Here is a 20204-nt window from a genome sequence, read left to right as displayed (position 1 = left end):
CGGTGGTCGCGTCCACGGCGCGGGGGACGCGGGTTCGCGTCCGGCCGGTGACGTTTCTGGTTCAGGATCCTCGGGGATCGTGAACCAGAACCGTCAGCAGCGGTGCAGGAAGGGGCCCCCGGTCACGCCTGGTCCTCGTCGTCGGGGCGGCGCGGGGCGCGGAGCCGCAGGGTCGCACCGAGGCCGATGACCAGGAAGCCGGCGGCCGAGAACGCGGCGGCGCGGGTGCCGTCGGAGAACGCCTCGGCGGCGTCGGCGCGGGTCTGCCCCTCGAGGCCGGCGATCGCTCCGCCCGAGGACTGCACCACGGTGTCGGCGATCTGCTCGGCCTGGGCGGTCGAGACGCCGGCGTCCTGCAGGCGGTGCTCCAGGATGCTGCCCGTCGAGGTGAACAGCACCGTCCCGAGGACCGCGATGCCGAGCGCTGAACCGATCTGGCGCGCGGTGCTCTGGGCACCCGAGGCCTCGCCGCTGCGCTCCACGGGGACGTCCTGCAGCACGACGCCGGTGAGCTGCGCCGTCGCGAGTCCGACGCCGAAGCCGTAGACGAACAGGCACGGGACGATCGCCCACCACGGGGTCGCCGAGGTCACGACGAACCCGATCGCGGCGACCCCGACGATCTCGGCGCCGATGCCCATCCGCACGATCGGGAGCGCCCCGATCCGCTGTCCGACCGTGGCCGCGAACCCGCTCGCGACGAACGACCCGATCGCCAGGGCCAACAGCACGAAGCCGGTCTGCAGCGCCGAGTAGCCGAGGACGTTCTGCAGCCAGAGGGGCAGCGACAGGATGATGCCGAACTCGCCGAGCGACACGATGAGCGCCGCGATCGAGCCGTTCCGGAACGAGCCGATGCCGAACAGGTCGAGGGCGATGAGCGTCGACCGGCCCGCACGCTGCCGGCGCCGGGAGCGGACGACGAAGGCCACCCCGGCAGCGATCGCGATCACGAACGCGACGGGGATCGGCGAGACCGGGCCGTCCCACGACCACGAGCCGATCGTGAACGGTGTCGACGACGGAGTCCACCAGCCGTAGGTGCGACCCTCGATCAGCCCGAAGACCAGCGCAGCGCTCGCGATCACGGACAGCAGGGCGCCGACGAGGTCGATGCGGCCGGTGTGCTCGGCGTCGCGCGACTCCCGCACGGCGACCGCGAGGCCGACCAGGATGACCGCCACGATCGGGACGTTGATGCCGAAGGCCCACCGCCACGAGAAGTCCGTCGTCAGCCAGCCGCCGAGCAGCGGACCGACCGCCACCATCCCGCCGATCGTGGAGCCCCACACCGCGAAGGCGATGCCGCGCTCCCGGCCGGTGAACGTCGCGTTGAGGATCGACAGCGTGGTGGGCAGAACCATCGCGCCACCGACACCCTGCAGCACGCGGGACGCCACGAGCAGTTCGCCCGTCGGGGACAGCGCCGCCAGGACCGACGCCACCGCGAACAGGATCACGCCGATGGTCAGCAGGCGCCGGCGACCGAAGCGGTCGGCCACGGCACCGAAGACGAGCAGCAGCGCGGCGAAGACCAGCGTGTAGCTCTCCTGCACCCACTGCACGAGCGTCGAGCCGATGTCGAGGTCGGCGACGATGCTCGGGATCGCGACGTTCACGATCGTGGAGTCGACGATGATGAGCGCGACCGCCAGGCTGATCACGACCAGACCGATCCACCGACGGCGATCGAGGGTGGTGGTGGGAGCTGCGGCTGCGGCGCTCATGTGCGTGTCCTCTCAGATGATCAGCATGCTGAATACCTGACGGTACACCCGCTCCCGATGACCGGCGCACCGGGGGATCACGGGAGCAGGCGGAGCTCCATCGCGCGGGTCACGGCACGGGTGCGGTCGTTCACGCCGAGCTTCTCGAACACGTGGCCGAGGTGCGTCTTCACCGTCGTCTCGCTGAGGAACAGGGCACGCCCGATCGCCGGGTTCGAGTTGCCCTGGGCGACGAGCTGCAGGACCTCGAGTTCGCGCGGGGTCAACGACGGGCCAGCAGCCACGGCCGACGAACCCGTTGCTCGTCGGACCAGCGCGGCGGCAGCCGAAGGGGCCAGTGCCGTCTCGCCCCGCGCCGTCGCCCGCACCCCGGCGAGGATCTCGGACTCCGGGGCCGCCTTGAGCAGGTAGCCGGTGGCCCCGGCCTCGATCGCCGCGAGGATCTGGTCGTCGGACTCGTACGTCGTCAGGATCAGGACGCGGACGCCCGGCTCGGCCGCGAGGATCTCCGCCGTCGCCGCATCGCCGTCGAGCTCCGGCATCCGGAGGTCCATCAGCACGACGTCGGGGCGCTCGGCCAGCACGACGGACACCGCCGTCCGGCCGTCGCTGGCCTGGCCCACCACGTCGATGTCGTCGGCGTCCTGCAGCAGCGCGACGATGCCCGAGCGGACGATGGGGTGGTCGTCGGCGACCACGACGCGGATCACCGGGTCACCTCCGCCACGGGGTGACGAACGGCGGACGGGAGGCCCGGGGCGGCTCCGGTGGGCAGGGTTGCCTCGACGACGGTGCCCCGGCCCAGGGCGCTCGTGATCGTGCAGGTGCCGCCAGCGAGGGCGAGGCGCTCCCGCAACCCGCGCAGACCGTGCCCGGCGGTGGGCTCCTCGGGGTCGAACCCGGTGCCGTCGTCGGTGATCCGCAGCACGGTCTGCCCGTCCTCGGAAACCAGATGGACCTGTGCCGAGTCGGAGCCGGCGTGCGCGCGGACGTTCGAGAGGGCCTCTTGCGCGACCCGGAGCAGGACCACCTGCGCATCGCGGTCCAGCACGCAGTCGGACGCGTCGACGGTGACGACCGCGCCGGTCTCGCGGGTGTGCCGTTCGGCGAGGCGGTGGAGGGCGCCGGCGAGGCTGTCGCGGGTCATGCCTGCGGCTCCGGCTGCGACGAGGGTGCGGGATTCCTCGAGGGCGGCGCGGGCGGACTCCTCGAGGACGGTGAGTCGTTCTTCCAGCGCATCGGAGCGGTGGTTCGCCAGGTCGCCGCGAGCCCGTTCGGTGAGCATGACGATGCCGGCGAGGTTCTGCGCGACGGTGTCGTGGATCTCGCGGGCCAGGCGCTCCCGTTCGCTCGCGATGCCTGCGGTGCGGTTCGCGTCGGCGAGGGACTGCTGGGTGGCGCGGAGCTCCTCGACGAGCTGGCGGCGCTCCTCGGACAGACCGGCGACGCTCGAGATCCACACGCCCATCGCGCAGGCACCGATCACGCTGATGCCCTCGATGAGCAGGGTGCTGACCAGCGCGTCCGGGCCGCTCGACAGCTGCAGGCCGATGCCGCTCGCGACCCCCACAGCGACGGACAACAGGACCGCGGTGCGGACGCGCTCCGTCTGCACCCACACCAGCGGGAACACGATGCACTGGACGAACGCGGTGCTCGGGACGACGGCTGGCAGCACCAGCGCGGCGACGATGACGAGCGGCAGGAACACCACGGCGGCTCGGGGGCTGTCGTAGCCACGGTGCCCGTACCCGAAGTACGCCACGACGAGAACTGCGACTGCGAGGTACGCGGGCCAGCGGGTCGACCACGGGGACCAGCCGAGCGCGGTGATCACGGCGGTGAGGAGCATCGTGCCCGCGAAGAAGACGTGCAACCACCGGTTGCGCACCCACGTCTCACCGCTCATGACGACAGCATCCCACCTGCCCGGCGCCATCAGGAGTCCTTGCGGTTCCAGCGGAAGGTGAGGGCGCAGGCCACCGTGCCCCCGACCAGCCACGCGGCCAACACGAGGGTTCCGAGGGCGAGGTGCCACGCGCCTCCCGGCTCGGCGGACGCGAACGCGTCGGGCAGGAAGACGGACCGCATGCCGGACGCCATCCAGCGCAGGGGGAAGACGGACGCGACGTTCTGTAGCCAGTCGGGCAGCTGGGTGAAGGGCAGGTAGACGCCCGAGATGAACTGCAGCACCAGGACGATGGGGACGATCGTGGCGGTGGCGCGACGGCCCTCGCGGGGGAGCGCCGAGATCGCGATGCCGAGGACGCAGCTGGTGGCGATGCCGAGGACCATCACGCCCGCGAAGACCCCCCAGTTGCTCGCGTCGGTCGGCAGGTCGACACCGAACACCAGGCTCGCGATCCCGAGCAACAGTGCCGTCTGCACGATCGTCGTGACGAGGACCATGCCGATCTTGCCGACGAAGTAGCTCAGCACCGGCAGTGGTGTGCCGCCGAGGCGCTTCAGCGTGCCGTCGCTGCGTTCGGTGGCGATGTCGACGCCGAGGGACTGGGTACCGGAGAGCAGGATGCCCGTCGCGACGAGGCCGGGCAGGTAGTAGGTGGCGTAGTCGACGCTGATCGGTCGCCCGTTGCTGGCGACGGCGCGGATCGGGTCGGCGTCCGCGAAGGCCACCGAGAACAGCGCCAGCATGATGATGGGGAAGAGGAACGTGAAGAAGACGGCGTCGGGGGCACGGAAGTAGGAGCGGATCTCGTACGAGACGCGGCTGGTCGCGGTGTTCACTTCTGGCCCACCATTCCGAGGTAGACGTCCTCGAGGGACGGGCGGATGACTTCGAGGTCGTGCATGGCCGTGGTGCTGCTGCGGACGAGCGCGGTCGGGTCGCTCGTCCGCTCGTCGTGCAGGTCGCCGGCGTCGTCGCGCCAGCGGACTCGTGGTGTGCGGGCTTCGGCGCCGCCGATCTCGTCGATCGGGGCGATGTCGAGCAGCTTCCCGTCGGCGATCACCGCTGCCCGGTCGGCGAGCTGGGCGGCTTCGTCGAGGTAGTGCGTGGTGAGCAGGATCGTCGTGCCCTCGGACTGCACCTGGCGCAGGAGGTCCCAGAACTGCCGGCGGGCCTCCGGGTCGAAGCCCGTGGTCGGTTCGTCGAGGAACAGCACCTCGGGGCGGCCGATGATGCCGAGGGCGACGTCGACGCGGCGGCGCTGGCCACCGGAGAGTCGGGCGATGCGGGTGTTGCGCTGGTCGGTCAACCCGACGGCCGCGAGGAGTTCCTCGGTGCTGCGGTGCTTGGGGTAGAGCGTCGCGAAGTGGTTCAGCTGCTCGGCGACCGTGACGTTCGGGGACTCGGCGCTGGTCTGCAGGACGATGCCGATGCGTGCGTTGTGGCTGCGGCTCGTCCGTGCGGGGTCGTGGCCGAGGACGCGGACCTCGCCGGCCGTGCGGGAGCGGTACCCCTCGAGGATCTCGACCGTCGTGGACTTGCCGGCGCCGTTCGGGCCGAGGAGGGCGAAGGTCTCGCCGGGCTGGATGACGAAGCTGACGTCGTCGACGGCGACCTTGCCGGTGGCGTACTGCTTGCTGAGGTGCTGGACCTCGATGGCGGGGGACTCGGGCATGGGTCCAGCCTGGCCGGTGGGGCGCCGCGGGGGATCGGTGGGGGCGGTGGTGCTGCATCCTCCGATCGGGGGATGGTGCGGGAAGGACGCGAGCATGTCGTATTCGAGATATCCGGAACTTCAGATTCTGGCGTTGCTCTGCTTGGCTCGGTGCGGGGCCCACGCGGCCCTCCCGTTCCCCCAGCAGAAAGGCCCTTCCATGAAGCGCTTCGGAAAGCTCTCGGCCGTCATCGCGGCTGCAACGCTGTGCGGTGTCCTCGGCGCCGGTGTCGCACAGGCTGCTCCGGATGATGCAACCGCCAGTGGCGGCGGCACGTGGTCGTACGGCGTGATCGGCCACCAGGTCGTCTCCGCCTACGACAACCGTCGGTACACCCACAGCACCTCGGTCAAGTCCTCCGGCGTGACCAAGTCGTCGGGACGGATCGCGAAGGGCAAGATCGCCGGCGCGAGCCGCCCGAAAGCACTGTGGGGCAATCAGGCCTTCTGGGCGATCTACTGATCCGGAACTTCGCGGCCGCCACCGTCCTCGCGGTGGCGGCCGTACCGCTCCTGCTCGTCGGCCTGATCGTGTTCGTGGTCGGGAGTGGTGAGGCGAGCGGGTACCTCACCGGCCGGACGACGATCGACATGGTCGACCTGCCGCTCGGTCCGACCAAGCAGGAGCACATCCAGCAGCTCACGGAACTGGCCGAGGACCACGACGTATCGCTCGCCCTCGTCGTGCCGGATCGTTCCGGCGCGCCGGACACCGTCACCGCGTACTCGTTCGCCGGCTCCGTCCCAGCGCCGGTGTTCTGGGGGAACGTCGTCGACCGGCCGGCGAGCGACATCGGTGACGCCGTCATCGTCTGGTCGTACGCGGTCGACGGATCGGCCGTGCAAGTCGGTGCCTTCCTCGACGCGTTGCGCACTGCGGGGTTCGAGTTCGTCGACGCGACCCCGACGGTCCGCGTACTGGCACCAGCGGTGATCGGGCAGCCCGGCGTCCTGGCGATCGTGGCGTGCATCGCGCTCGGCGTCGTCATCGCCGTGGTCGCGGAGTCGGACCGGCGGGACAGCCGACAGCGGCTCCGCGGACTCGCCGGATGGTCACCGAAACGCATCGCCGCTCGTGAAGCCCTCGAGACAGCGGGGCTGCTCGTCTTCTGTTCCCTGGTGGTGTGCGGGGCGCTCGCCGTCTACTTGCTCGTCCGCGGGGCATCGCCGATGATCTGGTCGTTCAGCGTCGGGCTCGCCGGAGTGATGCTCCCCGCCGCCTTCGTCGGTGTCGTCGGACTCCACGTCGTCTGCTCCGTCGTCGGCCGCCGCAGGTGGACGAGCCTCGCGGCCCCGGTCTGGCGCCCGGCCGTCGTGGCACTGTGCGGTGTCGCACTCGTCAGCATCCTGACCGTGAGCACCAGCGGCCTCGTCGAGCAGGAGCGGACGGCCTCCGAGCTCGAGCGATCGCTGCGCTCCGAGACCGCCGACGGCGACGACGTGGTCCTTGGCGTCGGGATGGCCTCAGTCGCCGACGAGGACGCGTTCGGGCGCGTTGCGCTGGCTGCCCTCGCCACCGGCACCGCCGAGCTGGCGCAGACGACGTTCATGCAGGACGCGCTGCTGGTCGCCGGAGACCGGGCGGAGCAGCTGGTCGGGGACGACCGTGACGGTGTCACCGTGCTGGTCTCCGAGTCGGTGGCGACCGACATCGACGCGATCGCCGACGGCGTGCGGGAGAGCTTCGACGACGGCTGGGAGGTGGACGACGACCAAGCGCCCCGAGTCGTCCCGATCCACACCGAGGTCGTCGGATCGACCGCACCGATCGTCGCCGCCGCTGACCGCTGGATCGATTGGGTGCTGCCACGCACCACCACCGGCGCGGACGTGCCCGTCATCGTGGTGACCGACGTGCGGGACCTGCCGCCGAACCGACTCGGCACCGCGACCCGGAACGGCGAGGTCCGGTTCGCCGACCGGACCGCGCTCGTCCGGCAACTCACGGACGCTGACCTGCTCGACGTCGTCACGCAGATCAACCGGGTCGGTGCCGTGCTCGAACGAGCGCTCGCAGCCGTCCGGACATCCCGCGCCGTCATCCTCGCCGCTTCGGCCGGGACGGTGCTCGCGATCCTGTTCGCTGCCGCCACCCTGATCGCCGATCACCGGACGCGGCATCGACGAGCAGCACGGCTGCGATTCCTGGTCGGCCGGCATCCCGCGGTGCAGCACGCGCGGTTCGTGCTCGTCGCGAGCGGCATCGCCGCCGGGACCACCGCCGTGACCGTACTCGTCGGCGACGACGGCACCGGTGCCGGCAGCGGCGCCTTGCTCGCTGCCAGCACGGCCGGGGCAGTCGGCGTGCTCACCGCAGTCGCGCTGTCCGTCCTGCTCGCCGCCACACACCACCGAGAGAGGCCACGCCGATGACCGAGCACCAGCGACTCAGCATCGAGGGGATCGGCTACGACATCGCCGGGCGGACGCTCTGGAACGACATCACGTTCCAGCTCGGCGCCGGACAGGCCCTTGCCCTGCGCGGACCGTCCGGACAGGGGAAGAGCACGATGCTCCGCTGCCTCGCCGGGTTGGAACGACCGCCGCGGGGTCGGGTCGTCGTCGACGGCACTGACCTGCACACGGCGAGCGAGGGGGAGCGGCGTGGACTGCGCCGAGACACGATCGGCCTCGTCGTGCAGGACCACGCCGTCGTGCCGGAGTGGACCGTTGCCCAGAACCTGCGGGTGCTGCGGCCCCGTGGCGTCACCCGGGCGGCACTCAGCGATCGGATCGACGAGGCGCTGCTGATCGTCGGGCTCGGTGGTCGGCGGGATGCTCGTGCTGGGACGATGAGCGGCGGCGAACAGCAGCGAGTGGCCGTCGCACGAGTGCTGGCGCAGCGGCCACGACTCGTCCTCGCCGACGAGCCCACCGCGTCGCTCGACACCGAGAGCGCGGCGCGCGTCCGCAGCGGTCTCGACGCGCTGCGTGCATCGGGCAGCGCTGTCGTCGTGGCGACCCACGACCCGGCGCTCATCGCGTGGGCCGGTGCAGGACGGTCACTCATCCGGCTGGGGAGCGACCATGGACGTCCGTGAGACCACGCTGCAAGCTGCGGTGGGCGCGCACCTGGCGGGGACCCACATCCGCAGGACACACCGGGTCCTGCAGGGGAGTGGCACCGTGGCGCCGGGGTTGCGCTGGCCGGACGCCTCGGACGGCCGCGATCCCCGGGCCGTCCTCGAGGCCGAGGGCCCCGCGTTCTCGGCGGGCGGTGGTGTTCTCGTGCCGGAGCGCTGACGGTTCTGGTTCGCGATCGTCGGGGATCGTGAACCGGAACCGTCACCGTCTCAGTACTGCGGCCGGATCCAGTCCGTCGGTTGCACGAAGCGGGCGCGGGGCAGGACCTCGTCCGGCTCGGCGGTCCGCACGCTCGTGATGATCGTGGCCGCGCCGTACTCGTACGAACGGCGGGCGATGCCGTCGCGCTCGTCGATCACCAGCGTCGAGCGGAACGCGGGGTCCTCGCCGTGCTCGAAGGTCACCAGGATCGAGTGTTGGCCGATGTGCTGGACCAGGATCGGGTGGACGTCGTCCGTGGCGCGGCCCCATCGGAGCATGAGATCGGGCACGGCCATGCGGACGACGGGAGACGGGACCATGCTCCGGGCGAACGAGACCTCGATCGGGCCGTCGTCGGGGTCGTGCAGCACGCCGTCGCGGTAGGAGACCGGCTTGGCGCGCTGGCGGACGAGCGTCCAGGTCTGCGCGGGCTCGTCGAAGTCGACGCGGAACTGCGAGTGCTTCTGCCGGGGCTCCTGGTGGATGCCCTCGAGGACGTACCGCGCGGGTCGGCGGAGCGCGGCGAGCTCCACGGCGATCGCGGGGCCGTCGGGCCGGGTGAGGAGTTCGTCGAAACGCACCGTGCCAGCATGGCGCACCACGTGCCGTGGACCGCACCCCTGACGGGCTGGAGGCCCGTGGCGGGCTGGCGCTGTGCCTCCCGTCCGATGGTGGGTCGCGTCAGGTTGCGTCAAGCAACGTCCGCGTAGACCGGGAGGATGCAGGTCGTCGGAGTCGAACAGTTCGGAGGGCCGGAGGCCCTCGCCGTCCACGAGGTGCCGGAGCCGCACGCCGGTGCGGGGTCCGTGCGGATGCGGGTGCAGGCGTTCGCCGTGAACCCGACCGACACGGGAGTGCGTGCCGGGCAGCGGGACAGCTCGCAGGCCTCGCCGCCGTACGTGCCGGGGATGGACGCCGCCGGCGTCATCGACGAGGTCGGGCCCGACGTCACCGGGTGGGCGGTCGGCGACGAGGTCATGGCGATCGCGTTGCCGCTCAGCACGCACGGCGGGGCGTACGTGCAGGAGCTCGTGGCGCCGGTGGGGTCGTTCACGCGGATCCCGCGGGGGACGTCGCTCGAGGCCGCGTCCACGGTGCCGATGAACGGGCTGACCGCGCTGCAGATCCTGTCGCTCGCCGGGCTGTCGCGTGGGGACACACTCGCTGTGACCGGGGCTGCTGGGTTGCTCGGGAACTACGTGGTACAGCTCGCCGTCGCCGCTGGGTTGACCGTGATCGCGGATGCTGCTCCGGCGGACGAGGCGCTCGTGCGGTCGCTCGGGCCGGCGCACATCGTGCCGCGTGGTGATGGGTTCGCTGCCGCGGTGCGTGCGCTTGTGCCCGACGGGGTCGATGCGCTCGCCGATGCTGCGGTGCAGCGTGGGGTCGTCGTCGATGCTGTTCGAGACGGGGGCGTGTTCTTGGACGTGCGGGGATGGTCGGGGGACGGCTCGCGGGGGATCCGGTTCGAGCAAGTCGCGGTGTTCTCGGAGTACCGGTCGTTCGACAAGCTCGAGCAGCTGCGGCATGCGGTCGAAGGAGGAACGGTGGCGCCGCGGGTGGCGGAGGTGTTGCCAGCCTCGCGGGCTGGGGAGGCGCATGAGCGGCTCGAGGCTGGGGGGACGCGGGGGCGGTTCGTGTTGACGTGGTGAGTTGACGACGGTGTGAGGGACGGGAGGCGCGGTGCCGGTGGTGCCGTGCCTCTCGTCGATCACCGCTCGGGTTTGCCCGCCGTCATTCGAAGTCCGCGGCGTCTCCCGCTCCGCATCGCGACTGAACCTCGATCGACACCCGTCGAGGGCTTGCGTACACCGAGATCGACTCGACGGCCTGGCCGGTGGTGACCGCAGACCAGAGCGGCCGACCGTCGTCGATCGTGTCCCGCCGGATGGTCACGTCGTAGTCGACCTGCTTCCACGTCTTCTCGACCTTGCGGATGAGCGACTCTGGGTCGTGAGTGCCGGGACGCTCCTGGTCCCATGAGAACGTGACGCCTGCTTTGCTCTCCGCAGTCGAGCACTCTGACGATGCTGGTTTGTCCGAGAGGGGTGTTCATTCGCCACCAGCGGCATGGATGGTCTGTTGGACCAGAGCGACCATGTCGTCTCGTGCATCTGATGCTGATCCTCCACCGCGATCGCTCTGAGTGCACCCGACCAGGGATGCGATCGTGATCAATGTCGTGATGAGGAGGAGTGTTCGTGCGAGGGCGGGGTCAGGGCGCGTCACCCGTCCAGTCTCTCGATCCCGCCAGGTCCTCCGCCACTCGTCTCTCAACCGACAGCGACGCCCTTGCGCCGGTTGCACGGTCCGCAAAGGACCTGGAGGTTCTCCGGCTCGCTGCTTCCACCGCGCGACACCGGGATGACGTGATCGAACTGCAGCTCGGAGTTCGAGCCGCAGGTGCCGCACCGTCCGCCGTCGCGAGCCCAGACGAGTTGCTTCACGTCACTCGGGATTGCGCCGCGGCGGTACTCGACGGGCTGCAAAGGGCTGTTCGCGATGGTGTGCGCCCGAGCGATAGTTGATGCCTGTCGCCGATCTCGTGTCTCGAGGAGCGCGAAGACCTGCTCCGGCAGCAGGTTGTCGTTGTCCCAGAACCAACGGCTCCGGAACCACCAGTACTGGCGTTCCTTCACGCGGCCGATCTTGATCGGCGCGCGATCAGATGAAGCGAAGGCCTCGCTGAGCTCGTCCTTCCGGAGGTTTGCGCCCACGTAGTACGTCGAACGTCCGACGGTCAGTTCGACCCGGCCCCTGCGCGTGAACAAGTTCACGCGGTGTCTCATCGACACGTTCTCGGCTCTGCGTAGCACTGAGTGTTCCCCTCACATCGTGGCTGTTTTCGGCGTCCATCTTCGCGTGACGCGACCAGTCCGGCCAGCACCCATTCGGGTGGGAGCCGCGTTTCCGCGCCCTCGTCGCTCGTCTGCGTGACGCCAACTGCCTGCTACCGTGCCGACATGACGGATGAGGGGTTGCGCGTGGAAATTCGCGCGTTCGTTGAAGAGCGAGACTGGGCGCAGTTCCACTCACCGGACAACCTGGCGAAGAGCATCTCGATCGAGGCCGGGGAGCTGCTCGAGTGTTTCCAGTGGGCCCCGGATGCCGACGTCGATCGAGTCCGTTCGGAACTCGCGGACGTCCTGACCTACTGCCATCTCCTCGCCGATCGACTCGGCTTCGATCCCGCGGAGATCATCCGCGAGAAGCTCGCCGTCACCCGGGACAAGTACCCGGTCGACCAGGCCCGAGGACGAAGCACGAAGTATGACCAGCTTTGACATCGCGCAGCTCCCGTTCAACGAGCCGCACCTGCGGCTGTGGCGCGAAGAGGATCCTCGGTTCCTGAACTGGCCGGTCGTCTACATCCTCGACGACGGCAAGCGTGTGTACGTCGGCGAGACGCTCAACACGGCTTCCCGCATGCGGCAGCACCTCGACTCCGCGGAACGTCGGTCGTTGAAGGCAGTGCGCCTTGTGCTCGACAGCACCTTCAACAAGTCGGTGTGTCTGGACCTGGAGTCGCAACTCATCGGCCTGTTCGCTGGGGACGACAAGTACACGGTCCTCAACAGCAACAAGGGCGTCGTGGACGCGGACTACTACGACCGCGCGCGGTACCGAGAGACCTTCGAGGAGATCTTCGAAGCGCTGCGCAAGCAGAAGCTCTTCACACGCAGCATCGCCGAGATCGAGAACAGCGAGCTGTTCAAGCTCTCGCCGTTCAAAGCGCTCAACCGTGATCAGGCCGTCGTGATGGAGGACATCCTCGAGGGGCTGTTCGACGACTTGCTGGCCGGCTCCGGCAGCACCATCGTCGTGCAGGGCGACCCGGGCACGGGCAAGACGATCGTCGCCGTCTACTTGCTCAAGCTGCTCCGGGACATCGCGAACGGCGTCGGGGTCGACGAGGTGGACGGTGACTCGATGTTCTCGGACTACTTCACCGAGGACAACCGTGACCTGCTGGCTGGCTTTCGTGTCGGTCTCGTCGTGCCGCAGCAGGCACTCCGCTCCTCTTTGAAGAGGGTGTTCCGCAAGACCCCTGGCCTCGAGAAGACGATGGTGCTCACGCCCTTCGAAGTCGGGAGGAGCACTGAGAAGTGGGACCTGCTGGTCGTTGACGAGTCGCACCGACTGAACCACCGCGCGAACCAGGCATCGGGACTGCAGAACAAGAGCTTCGGCGAGATCAATCAGCAGCTCTTCGGTGCCGACGCTGATCAGTTCACGCAGGTCGACTGGATTCGCGACCGGAGCACACATCAGATCTTCCTGATCGACTCGGAACAGAGTGTCCGACCTGCGGACCTACCGCAGGAACTGCAGAAGGACCTCGTGAACGCGGCGAGGCAGCATGACCGTCACTACCGGCTCTTCACGCAGATGCGCGTCCAGGGCGGAGCCGACTACGTGTCCTACGTGCGCGCGATCATGAGGGGGGAGTCGCCAGAACCGAGGACCTTCGGCGACTACGAGTTCCGCATGTTCGACGATCTGGGTGAGATGCACGATGCCATCCGGGCACGCGATGAGGAAGTGGGTCTCTCACGGCTCGTCGCTGGCTACGCCTGGAAGTGGAAGAGCAAGCACGACAAGAGCGCCATCGACATCGAGATCGACGGTCGCGAGTTCCAGTGGAACCAGACACAGACTGACTGGATCACCTCACCGGGTGCCGTCGACCAAGTCGGCTCGATCCACACTGTGCAGGGGTACGACCTGAACTACGTAGGGGTCATCATCGGCCCTGACATGCGCTTCGACCCGGTCTCGAAGGAGATGGTGTTCGACCGGTCGAACTACTTCGACAAGAAAGGCATGGAGAACAATCCGCGGCTCGGGATCTCGTACTCAGACAGCGATCTCCAACGTTTCGTGAGCAACATCTACTCGGTGCTTCTCACGCGCGGTGTCCGAGGAACGTACGTCTACGTGGCCGACACAGCGTTGCGCCGTCGCCTCGCGCAGTTTCTCTGAGCGCTCTGCAACGACATGGGTTCTGGCTTCGAGGAGAAGCCACTCCGTGGGACTCGAGTGACGTGTTTGCCCCGTTCGCCGACTTGGCGATGTTGTTGCGGCTCGATGGTCCGCGCTGAGCGGAAGACCACAGAGACCGCATCGAGGGCCGCGGAGGACTTGGCTCTTCGGAATTCCGTTCGTTAGCCTCTCACCTGTTAGGAAAACGGGCGATGGGGCAAGCGTGCGGATCTTCTGGGTCAACCAAGGGCAGACGTTCGGAGAAGAGCTGAAGGCAAGTATGCTCTGGGCGCCGAAACGTTCGCGTCCGAGAACGGGTCAGAGCACGGGAACTGCTCGCGCACATTGGGATCGCTTGCTCGACGCTGACGAGGGTGACGTGGTCATCCACTACTCCCGCAAGGCGATCCGCGGTTGGAGCACGGTTGTCCGGCCGGCGTTTGACGGGCCGCCACCGTTCGACCACTCGAGTACGCCATGGTCCGTTGACGGACGTCTGCTCCAAGTGAGCATCCGGGAACTGGAGCTTCCCATCGTCCTCACCGACATCCCACACGAGCTACGGACCGAGCGGGACGTCACGAGCTGGCCGTTCTCGAGAGATGGCGCGGTCAAGCAGGTGTACCTGTCGGAGGTGACGGGCTCTCTCGCGAACTGGTTGTTGGATGAGGTCGGGCTGCGGGTCGACGCAGCGCAGCTGACCTCCTGGCCGGAGCTCGATGAAGCGGGAACCACTGTCGACTACCGCGGGGACCGACAGGTCGTGGTTCAAGTCCGCGGCGAGCAGACTCGCTTGCGGAGGTACTTGTTCGGGGCCGATGTTGTGGCTCCCTGCGCCCTCTGTGGCCGTGACCTTCCTGTTGCGATGCTCGTGACTGCGCACATCAAACGACGCGCCGAGACGACGAACGCCGAACGACACCGCACAGACACGGTGATGGCCGCTTGCCGGCTGGGGTGCGACTCGATGTTCGAGCTCGGCTACGTGGTGGTCGGGCGGAGCGGAGTGATCGAGCGCGGTCCTCGGAGGACTCCGATGAGCGCGGACCTAGGCCTCGCCGTGGAAGCGATAGTCGGCCGGACCTGCGCTGCTTGGAGTGAGACCACGGAGCGGTACTTCGCCCATCATCGCCGTTGGCAGAAGGCTGAGAGCCGACGTTACGGGCTTGACTGACCTGGACGCAGAGCGGCGACCGCTTTCAGGTCAGGTAGCGCCCAGTGCAAGCCATTCAAGTGTTCGGGGCTCGTCCACCGCATTTCGTCGTGGTCGGTACTCCGTAGCGGTTCGTCGCCGATCAGCGCCGTGCGGTAGCAAGCGAGGTCGATCAGCAAGTCCCCGACAGCTGTCGTGTCCCGAGTGATCAAGTCACCTATCTCTCCCCCGATGGCGAGCTCCTCACGGAGCTCTCGTCTGAGGGCATCTCGGGCGCCCTCGCCCTTCTCGACCTTGCCGCCGGGGAACTCCCACATCCCTGCCGACGCGCGGCCCACGGCGCGCCTGCAAACGAGGATCTTCCCGTCTGCTCGTGTCAGAACTGCCGCGACGACTTCGATGGTCTGCTGCACCGTTCCGTTGTACACGGGCGACGTCGGTTGATGATCGAGGTCCATCGCTCGAGCTCGTGTTCCACGCGATCTGCGGATCGAGAGACGTCGTCGTGCTCCCAGGCTCTGATGACTCGCCAGCCCTCGGCGACCAAGATCGCTTCGTTCTGCGCATCGCGCTGACGGTTGGCCAGCAGCTTCCGGCGCCAAAGGTCGGCATTGGCCTTCGGGAGGTGGGCGTGCTCCTCGCAGTAGTGCCAGAAGCAGCCATCGATGAACACCGCGACCTTGGCGCGAGGGAAGACGAGGTCAGGCCGTACCCGACAACGCGCGCTCACCCGCCGGTCGACGAAGAAGCGCCGCCCACGTCGGTGCAGTTCGCGGCGAACAGCCAACTCGGGCGCCGTGTCGCGACGACCGAATCGGGCCATGTGTCGTCGCCGCGCGTCATCCGCTTCCCAGTGCTCCATTGCCGGAATCTTGGTCGAAGGTCGGCGCCTCGTGGGATGGGCGCGAGGATCAGCGGAATCGGGGTCAGCCGAGGACGATTGTGAGGGACTGGTCTCCCAACGCCGCCAAGGGCACGGTGAGTGCTCCGAGGACGGCGACACGATCGTCAGCAGGCAAGTCCCGCAGCGTGATCGCCACCTCCCCGCAGTACCTCCCCGCCGACGCCAACTGCACGGTGATCGACCCCGCGGGCCTCGGCTGACCACCAACCTCGGGCAGCGGCAACCCGGCGAACCGCTCGCGCGAGTGCTCCAGCCGGATCATCGCCTCGGCAGCATCGGGACGGTTTCGGTCGGGGATCGCCAACGCCGCGATGACCAACGGATGCACACCCGAGGCAGCAGTCCCATCGAGCACGATGACGTCATCGCGCACGAACGACCCCAACCGAGACCACGAGTGATCGGTCAGCGCCGGATCCCCGACGTACACATCGTCCGCACCTACATCGACGAGTTCGAGCGCCTGGGACAACGGCGGCATGGTTCGGTGCCCCTCGACGGTCGGCAGCCCCTCGCCGAGCGGCCCACGCCGCACGGAGTCGCCGGCGATGAACGCCCCGACCCGCCACCCGAACTCGCGGGCGACTGACACCGACGCCGCGACCGAGGACAACGCCAGCCCAGTCCACTCCCGCGGGTAGAAGTTGTGGATCAGCTCGACGTCCAGGTCAGCGAACGGCGCCAGGTCGGCGGCCCGCAGCGTGCTCGCGTTGAGGGCGATCGGCAGGACGGCAGCGATCGAGAGGATCTCAGGGACCGAGAACCCGAAGTCGATCCGCGCCCGAGCCACTCCGATCGACCGCAGGAAGTCCCACGGCGAATCACCGAGCAACCGCGCGGTGTTGGGGGAGACATCGGCGACGACGGACAACCCCGAGGATGCAGCAGCCGACACGATCGCGGTCGTAGCGGCTCGGGCACCCGAAGGGGAGTCCTCCGGGATGTGCAGCGAGGTGAACGCGAGCGTCGCACCCGCGGCCGCGGCGGCCTCGAAGGTCGGACCAGCCAGCGGAGCATGCGCCAGGTACGCGCTCGCGCCCGACCGCATCAGCGCGTAGCTCCCACTGAGTCAGCCGGCGTGACCTGCACGTCGAGCGGGGCGTCCGGAGCGACGGGGTCGCCGGACGGTGCGGACGACTGCGCCTCGAGATCGGCTCGCACCGAGTCGGACACCCCGAACAGCAACGTTGCCACGAACCCGACGACGTACGCCACGATGAGCCCCGACCCGTACCCGAGAAGGGCCCACCCGTACCCGGACGAGCCGTTCAGCAGCGGGAGCAGGGACAGGTCTGAGGCGCCGATGGCGATCGCCCCGACGGAGTGCCCGAGCTGGTCGAACAGCCCGACGACACCGCCACCGAACGCCCCACCGATGCACGCGGTGATGAACGGCCGACCGAGGGGCAGCGTCACACCGTAGATGAGGGGCTCGCCCACACCGAGGAGCCCGGCGGGCAGCGCACCACGGATCGTGCGGGAGAGAGCCTCGTTGCGACGGAAGCGCATCCAGAGCGCGAGCGCCGCACCGATCTGGCCGGCCCCACCCATCGCGAGGACGGGCAGCAACACGGTCCACCCGGTCTGGTCGATCAGGGTGGTGTGGATCGGCGTGAGGGCCTGGTGCATGCCGGTCATCACGAGCGGCAGGAAGAAGCCTCCGAGGACGAAGCCGGCGAATGCACCACCGTTGGCGAGCAGCCATGTCGCAGCGGTCCCGATCGCAACGGAGACGACACCGGCGACGGACATCAGGATCCCGAGGGTGATCGATCCGGCGACCAGGACGGTGACGGTCGGCACGACGATGAGCGCGATGACGTCCGGCGTCACGCGCCGCATGAAGCGCTCGACGTAGGCGGCGAGGATGCCGCCGGCCATGGCGCCGAGCACGCCGCCCTGCCCGGGAGCGAGGGTCTCGCCGAACACGGTCACGTTCGCGACACCGGCCGCGACGATGATGCCGCCGACCGAACCGCCGAGGATGGGCGTGCCGCCGAACTCCTTCGCAGCGTTCATCCCGACGAACACGGCGAGCAGCGAGAGGAACCCGGACGAGAGCACGCCGAGGAAGGGCGTGACGCCGGGCAGCCATCCGAGGTTCGTCAGGATGCCGTTGATCCCGGCGATGAGCCCGCAGGCGATCAGTGCGGGGATGAGCGGGATGAAGATCGCGGAGATCTTCCGGATCGCACGCATCGTGCGGCCGTCGGAGCGGGACCGTGCGGACGCCTTGATCGACGCGCCGCGAGCGGCGAGTTCCTCGGGCGACGCACCCGACGCACCGGATGCACCCGACGCGGCAGCGGCACTGGATGCACCAGCCCTACCGGCCGCAGCCGCCGGGGCGGCCGTGCGCAGGGCCTCCAGGCCGTCAGCCACGCGGTCGACGAGACCCGGGCCGAGCACGATCTGCAGGTTCGAGCCGGCCGCGATGGCGGCCATGACGCCGTCGGTGGCCTGGAGAGCCGGCAAGTCGACAGAGGTAGGAGAAGCCACCTCGACCCGGAGTCGGGTCATGCAGTTCTCGACGTCGGCGATGTTCGCGGAGCCTCCGACGGAGTCGAGGATCTGCTGGGCGAGTTGCTGTGCATCGGGCATTGCTGTGCTCCTCGGGGGAAAGGAAACGGAAAAGGGGGAAAGAGCTCTACAGCACGGCGCGCAACGAACCGGAAGCGGCGACGAGGCGCTCCCGGGCCGAAGCAGCGGACGCGCCGGTCAGGATCACGGCGATGGCGGTCTTCACCTCGCCGTCCGAGGCCTCCAGCGCCGCCTGGACCTCGGCGGAGGCAGCGCCGGTGACGTCCTGCACGAGCGAGAACGCCCGCGCGACGAGCTTCGCGTTCGTCGCCCGCACGTCGACCATGCGGTTGCCGTACGTCTTGTGGCTGCGCACCATCGCGAGCGTGGTGAGCATGTTCAGCACGAGTTTCTGCGCGGTGCCCGCCTTCAGGCGGGTCGAGCCGGCGATGAACTCGGGGCCGACGACGACGTCGATGGCGATGTCCGCCTCCCGCCCCGCGGCCGAGTCGGGGTTGCACGCGACGGAGACCGACAGGGCGGAGCGGCGCCGGGCCTCCAGGATGGCCGTGATGACGTAGGGCGTCCTGCCGGACGCGCTGATCCCGACGACCACGTCGTCGGCCGTCAGGCCGAGCGCGTCGAGGTCGCGGACGGCCGCTGCTTCGTCGTCCTCCGCGCCCTCGACGGCGGTGGTCAGGGCGACGTCGCCGCCGGCGATGAGCCCCACCACCTGGCTCGGGTCGGTGCCGAAGGTGGGCGGGCACTCGCTGGCGTCGAGGACGCCGAGTCGGCCCGGCGTGCCGGCGCCGACGTAGACGAGTCTGCCGCCGCGCGCGAACGCTGCGGCGATCGAGTCTGCCGCCAGCGCGATGGCCGGGAGGCACGGCTCCAGTGCCGCAGGCACGCTGCGGTCGCCGGCGTTCATGCGCTGGGCGGCTTCCAGCGTGGAGATCGTGTCGATGTCGTCGAGTGAGTGGTCGGTCGCCTCGGTGGTGAGGGCGGCGAGTTCGTCGCGGAGGGCGTCGTGGCTGTCGTGCTTCGTGGTCATGGTGGTGCTCAGTTCCGGTGGTGGGTGCGGACGGCGTCGCGGCTGCGGGCGAGGAGCGGCTGGGACCGCTCGTCGGTGCGCTGCGCGACGACGATGAAGAGGGCGTCGACGATGGCGAGTTGGCTCATGCGGCTGCCCATGGCGGCGGGGCGGAGGGCACTCTCGGCACCGGCGACGCCGAGCAGGACGTGGTGGGCCGCGGTGGCGAGCGGGGCGTTGGCGTGGCCGGTGATGGCGACGATCGTCGAGCGCTGGGCTGCGGCGGCGTGGGCGACCTCGAGCGTCTCGGTGGTGGAGCCCGAGTGGCTGACGAGCACCAGGACGTCGTGCTCACCGATGACGCTCGCGAGGGTCAGGGCGTTGTGCGGGTCGTCGGCGATCGAGCTCACGATGCCGATGCGTTCGAGCTTGAGGTGCAGGTCCCGCGCGACGATGCCGCTCGCGCCGACGCCGTACAGGACGACGCGGCGGGCACTGGCGAGTTTTCGTGCTGATTCGTCGAGGGCGTGCGGGTCGAGCGCTGCGCGGGTGTCGGCCATCACGGCGCGGACGTCCTCGGTGACCTTCGCGATGACGGTGGCGACGTCGTCGTCGACGGCGACACCGGCGTGGATCTCGGTGTGCTCCCGCTCGTGGATGCCGCGCTCCACGGCCCGGGTCATGCTGCGCTGCAGGCCGGCGAAGTTCGCGAAGCCCAGGTGCTGGGCGAAGCGGGAGACGGTGGCGGGGGAGACACCCGCGCGGCCGGCGAGCTCGGCGGCGTTCGTGGTGGCTGCGGCTGCCGGGTCCTCGAGGACGGCGTCGGCAATGGCGCGCATGCTCGACGGCATCGTGGCCGACTGGGTGCGGACGAGGGCGAAGGCGTCGGCGCGCTCGACCCGGTCGGCTCGCTCGGTGATCGTCATCCCGCTATGAAAGCGTCTTTCGTGCGCGAGCGCCAGGGGTGAAAGTAAATTGC

The 20204-nt window shown here is 69.2% G+C and carries 21 protein-coding genes; 8 read left to right on the top strand and 13 right to left on the bottom strand.

Annotated features, from left to right (window positions below; genetic code table 11):
* Positions 1 to 122: 122 nt before the first annotated feature.
* From EDF28_RS18160 to EDF28_RS18140, 5 genes are all read right to left on the bottom strand, one after another.
* Positions 123 to 1727, bottom strand: coding sequence for a DHA2 family efflux MFS transporter permease subunit (locus tag EDF28_RS18160; RefSeq protein WP_123939306.1), 1605 nt, complete (start codon positions 1725 to 1727; stop codon positions 123 to 125).
* A gap of 77 nt (positions 1728 to 1804) precedes the next feature.
* Positions 1805 to 2437 (bottom strand): response regulator transcription factor, encoded by a 633-nt coding sequence (locus EDF28_RS18155; RefSeq protein ID WP_123939305.1) that lies wholly within the window; start codon positions 2435 to 2437, stop codon positions 1805 to 1807.
* Positions 2434 to 3636 carry a sensor histidine kinase gene (locus tag EDF28_RS18150; protein ID WP_185094296.1) on the bottom strand — a complete coding sequence of 401 codons (1203 nt, stop codon included), beginning with the start codon at positions 3634 to 3636 and terminating at the stop codon, positions 2434 to 2436. Before EDF28_RS18150 ends, EDF28_RS18155 begins: the two co-directional genes overlap by 4 nt.
* Positions 3637 to 3665: 29 nt before the next feature.
* Positions 3666 to 4475: an ABC transporter permease gene (locus EDF28_RS18145; RefSeq protein ID WP_123939303.1), complete on the bottom strand. Its 810-nt coding sequence runs from the start codon at positions 4473 to 4475 to the stop codon at positions 3666 to 3668.
* Complete coding sequence (locus EDF28_RS18140; protein WP_123939302.1) at positions 4472 to 5311, bottom strand: ABC transporter ATP-binding protein; 840 nt, start codon at positions 5309 to 5311, stop codon at positions 4472 to 4474. Before EDF28_RS18140 ends, EDF28_RS18145 begins: the two co-directional genes overlap by 4 nt.
* A 199-nt stretch (positions 5312 to 5510) precedes the next feature.
* On the opposite strand from EDF28_RS18140, the gene EDF28_RS19350 reads away from it, so the two are divergent.
* The 4 genes from EDF28_RS19350 to EDF28_RS18120 are packed head-to-tail and all read left to right on the top strand — an operon-like array spanning position 5511 to position 8593.
* The gene (locus tag EDF28_RS19350) at positions 5511 to 5813 is read left to right on the top strand and encodes a lactococcin 972 family bacteriocin (protein WP_185094295.1); all 303 of its coding nucleotides are present in this window, start codon (positions 5511 to 5513) and stop codon (positions 5811 to 5813) included.
* A 32-nt stretch (positions 5814 to 5845) separates the two neighbouring features.
* Positions 5846 to 7723, top strand: a complete 1878-nt coding sequence (locus tag EDF28_RS18130) for a hypothetical protein (RefSeq protein ID WP_123939300.1) — start codon at positions 5846 to 5848, stop codon at positions 7721 to 7723.
* Positions 7720 to 8391 carry an ABC transporter ATP-binding protein gene (locus EDF28_RS18125; RefSeq protein WP_123939299.1) on the top strand — a complete coding sequence of 224 codons (672 nt, stop codon included), beginning with the start codon at positions 7720 to 7722 and terminating at the stop codon, positions 8389 to 8391. Before EDF28_RS18130 ends, EDF28_RS18125 begins: the two co-directional genes overlap by 4 nt.
* Complete coding sequence (locus tag EDF28_RS18120) at positions 8378 to 8593, top strand: hypothetical protein (RefSeq protein ID WP_123672529.1); 216 nt, start codon at positions 8378 to 8380, stop codon at positions 8591 to 8593. Before EDF28_RS18125 ends, EDF28_RS18120 begins: the two co-directional genes overlap by 14 nt.
* Positions 8594 to 8643: 50 nt before the next feature.
* On the opposite strand, the gene EDF28_RS18115 is transcribed toward EDF28_RS18120, so the two are convergent.
* On the bottom strand, positions 8644 to 9216 hold the full coding sequence (locus tag EDF28_RS18115; RefSeq protein ID WP_123939298.1) for a hypothetical protein: 573 nt from the start codon (positions 9214 to 9216) through the stop codon (positions 8644 to 8646).
* 138 nt (positions 9217 to 9354) lie between these two features.
* Between EDF28_RS18115 and EDF28_RS18110 the strand changes: the two genes are divergently transcribed.
* A complete protein-coding gene (locus EDF28_RS18110) occupies positions 9355 to 10287 on the top strand; it encodes an NADP-dependent oxidoreductase (RefSeq protein ID WP_123939297.1) in 933 nt (310 codons plus the stop codon).
* A 621-nt stretch (positions 10288 to 10908) separates the two neighbouring features.
* Here the strand turns inward: EDF28_RS18110 and EDF28_RS18105 are convergent.
* Positions 10909 to 11412 (bottom strand): HNH endonuclease, encoded by a 504-nt coding sequence (locus EDF28_RS18105; protein ID WP_243692479.1) that lies wholly within the window; start codon positions 11410 to 11412, stop codon positions 10909 to 10911.
* A 186-nt stretch (positions 11413 to 11598) separates the two neighbouring features.
* On the opposite strand from EDF28_RS18105, the gene EDF28_RS18100 reads away from it, so the two are divergent.
* From EDF28_RS18100 to EDF28_RS18090, 3 genes are all read left to right on the top strand, one after another.
* Positions 11599 to 11919 carry a nucleotide pyrophosphohydrolase gene (locus EDF28_RS18100; protein WP_123672534.1) on the top strand — a complete coding sequence of 107 codons (321 nt, stop codon included), beginning with the start codon at positions 11599 to 11601 and terminating at the stop codon, positions 11917 to 11919.
* Positions 11906 to 13618, top strand: coding sequence for a DUF2075 domain-containing protein (locus tag EDF28_RS18095; protein ID WP_123939296.1), 1713 nt, complete (start codon positions 11906 to 11908; stop codon positions 13616 to 13618). The genes EDF28_RS18100 and EDF28_RS18095 overlap by 14 nt, the downstream gene beginning before the upstream one ends.
* 379 nt (positions 13619 to 13997) lie before the next feature.
* Complete coding sequence (locus EDF28_RS18090; protein WP_185040931.1) at positions 13998 to 14792, top strand: hypothetical protein; 795 nt, start codon at positions 13998 to 14000, stop codon at positions 14790 to 14792.
* On the opposite strand, the gene EDF28_RS18085 is transcribed toward EDF28_RS18090, so the two are convergent.
* The 6 genes from EDF28_RS18085 to EDF28_RS18060 all read right to left on the bottom strand — a co-directional run bounded on the left by EDF28_RS18085 (position 14777) and on the right by EDF28_RS18060 (position 20151).
* Positions 14777 to 15184 carry a (deoxy)nucleoside triphosphate pyrophosphohydrolase gene (locus EDF28_RS18085; RefSeq protein WP_123939294.1) on the bottom strand — a complete coding sequence of 136 codons (408 nt, stop codon included), beginning with the start codon at positions 15182 to 15184 and terminating at the stop codon, positions 14777 to 14779. The two genes, EDF28_RS18090 and EDF28_RS18085, sit on opposite strands and share 16 nt — an antisense overlap.
* Entirely contained in the window at positions 15148 to 15633 is a 486-nt protein-coding gene (gene vsr, locus EDF28_RS18080) for a DNA mismatch endonuclease Vsr (protein WP_123939293.1), read from the bottom strand. Before vsr ends, EDF28_RS18085 begins: the two co-directional genes overlap by 37 nt.
* Positions 15634 to 15697: 64 nt before the next feature.
* Positions 15698 to 16723 (bottom strand): MupG family TIM beta-alpha barrel fold protein, encoded by a 1026-nt coding sequence (locus tag EDF28_RS18075; RefSeq protein WP_123939292.1) that lies wholly within the window; start codon positions 16721 to 16723, stop codon positions 15698 to 15700.
* Positions 16723 to 18276 carry a PTS transporter subunit EIIC gene (locus EDF28_RS18070; protein WP_123939291.1) on the bottom strand — a complete coding sequence of 518 codons (1554 nt, stop codon included), beginning with the start codon at positions 18274 to 18276 and terminating at the stop codon, positions 16723 to 16725. The genes EDF28_RS18075 and EDF28_RS18070 overlap by 1 nt, the downstream gene beginning before the upstream one ends.
* Before the next feature lie 46 nt (positions 18277 to 18322).
* A complete protein-coding gene (gene murQ, locus EDF28_RS18065; RefSeq protein WP_123939290.1) occupies positions 18323 to 19246 on the bottom strand; it encodes an N-acetylmuramic acid 6-phosphate etherase in 924 nt (307 codons plus the stop codon).
* An 8-nt stretch (positions 19247 to 19254) separates the two neighbouring features.
* Positions 19255 to 20151, bottom strand: coding sequence for a MurR/RpiR family transcriptional regulator (locus tag EDF28_RS18060; RefSeq protein ID WP_123939289.1), 897 nt, complete (start codon positions 20149 to 20151; stop codon positions 19255 to 19257).
* Positions 20152 to 20204 lie beyond the last annotated feature (53 nt).

It is taken from the genome of Curtobacterium sp. PhB137 (assembly GCF_003814955.1).
Taxonomy (GTDB): domain Bacteria; phylum Actinomycetota; class Actinomycetes; order Actinomycetales; family Microbacteriaceae; genus Curtobacterium.
Note: the sequence above shows the minus strand (reverse complement) of the source record. Positions and strands in the feature narration are given on the sequence as shown.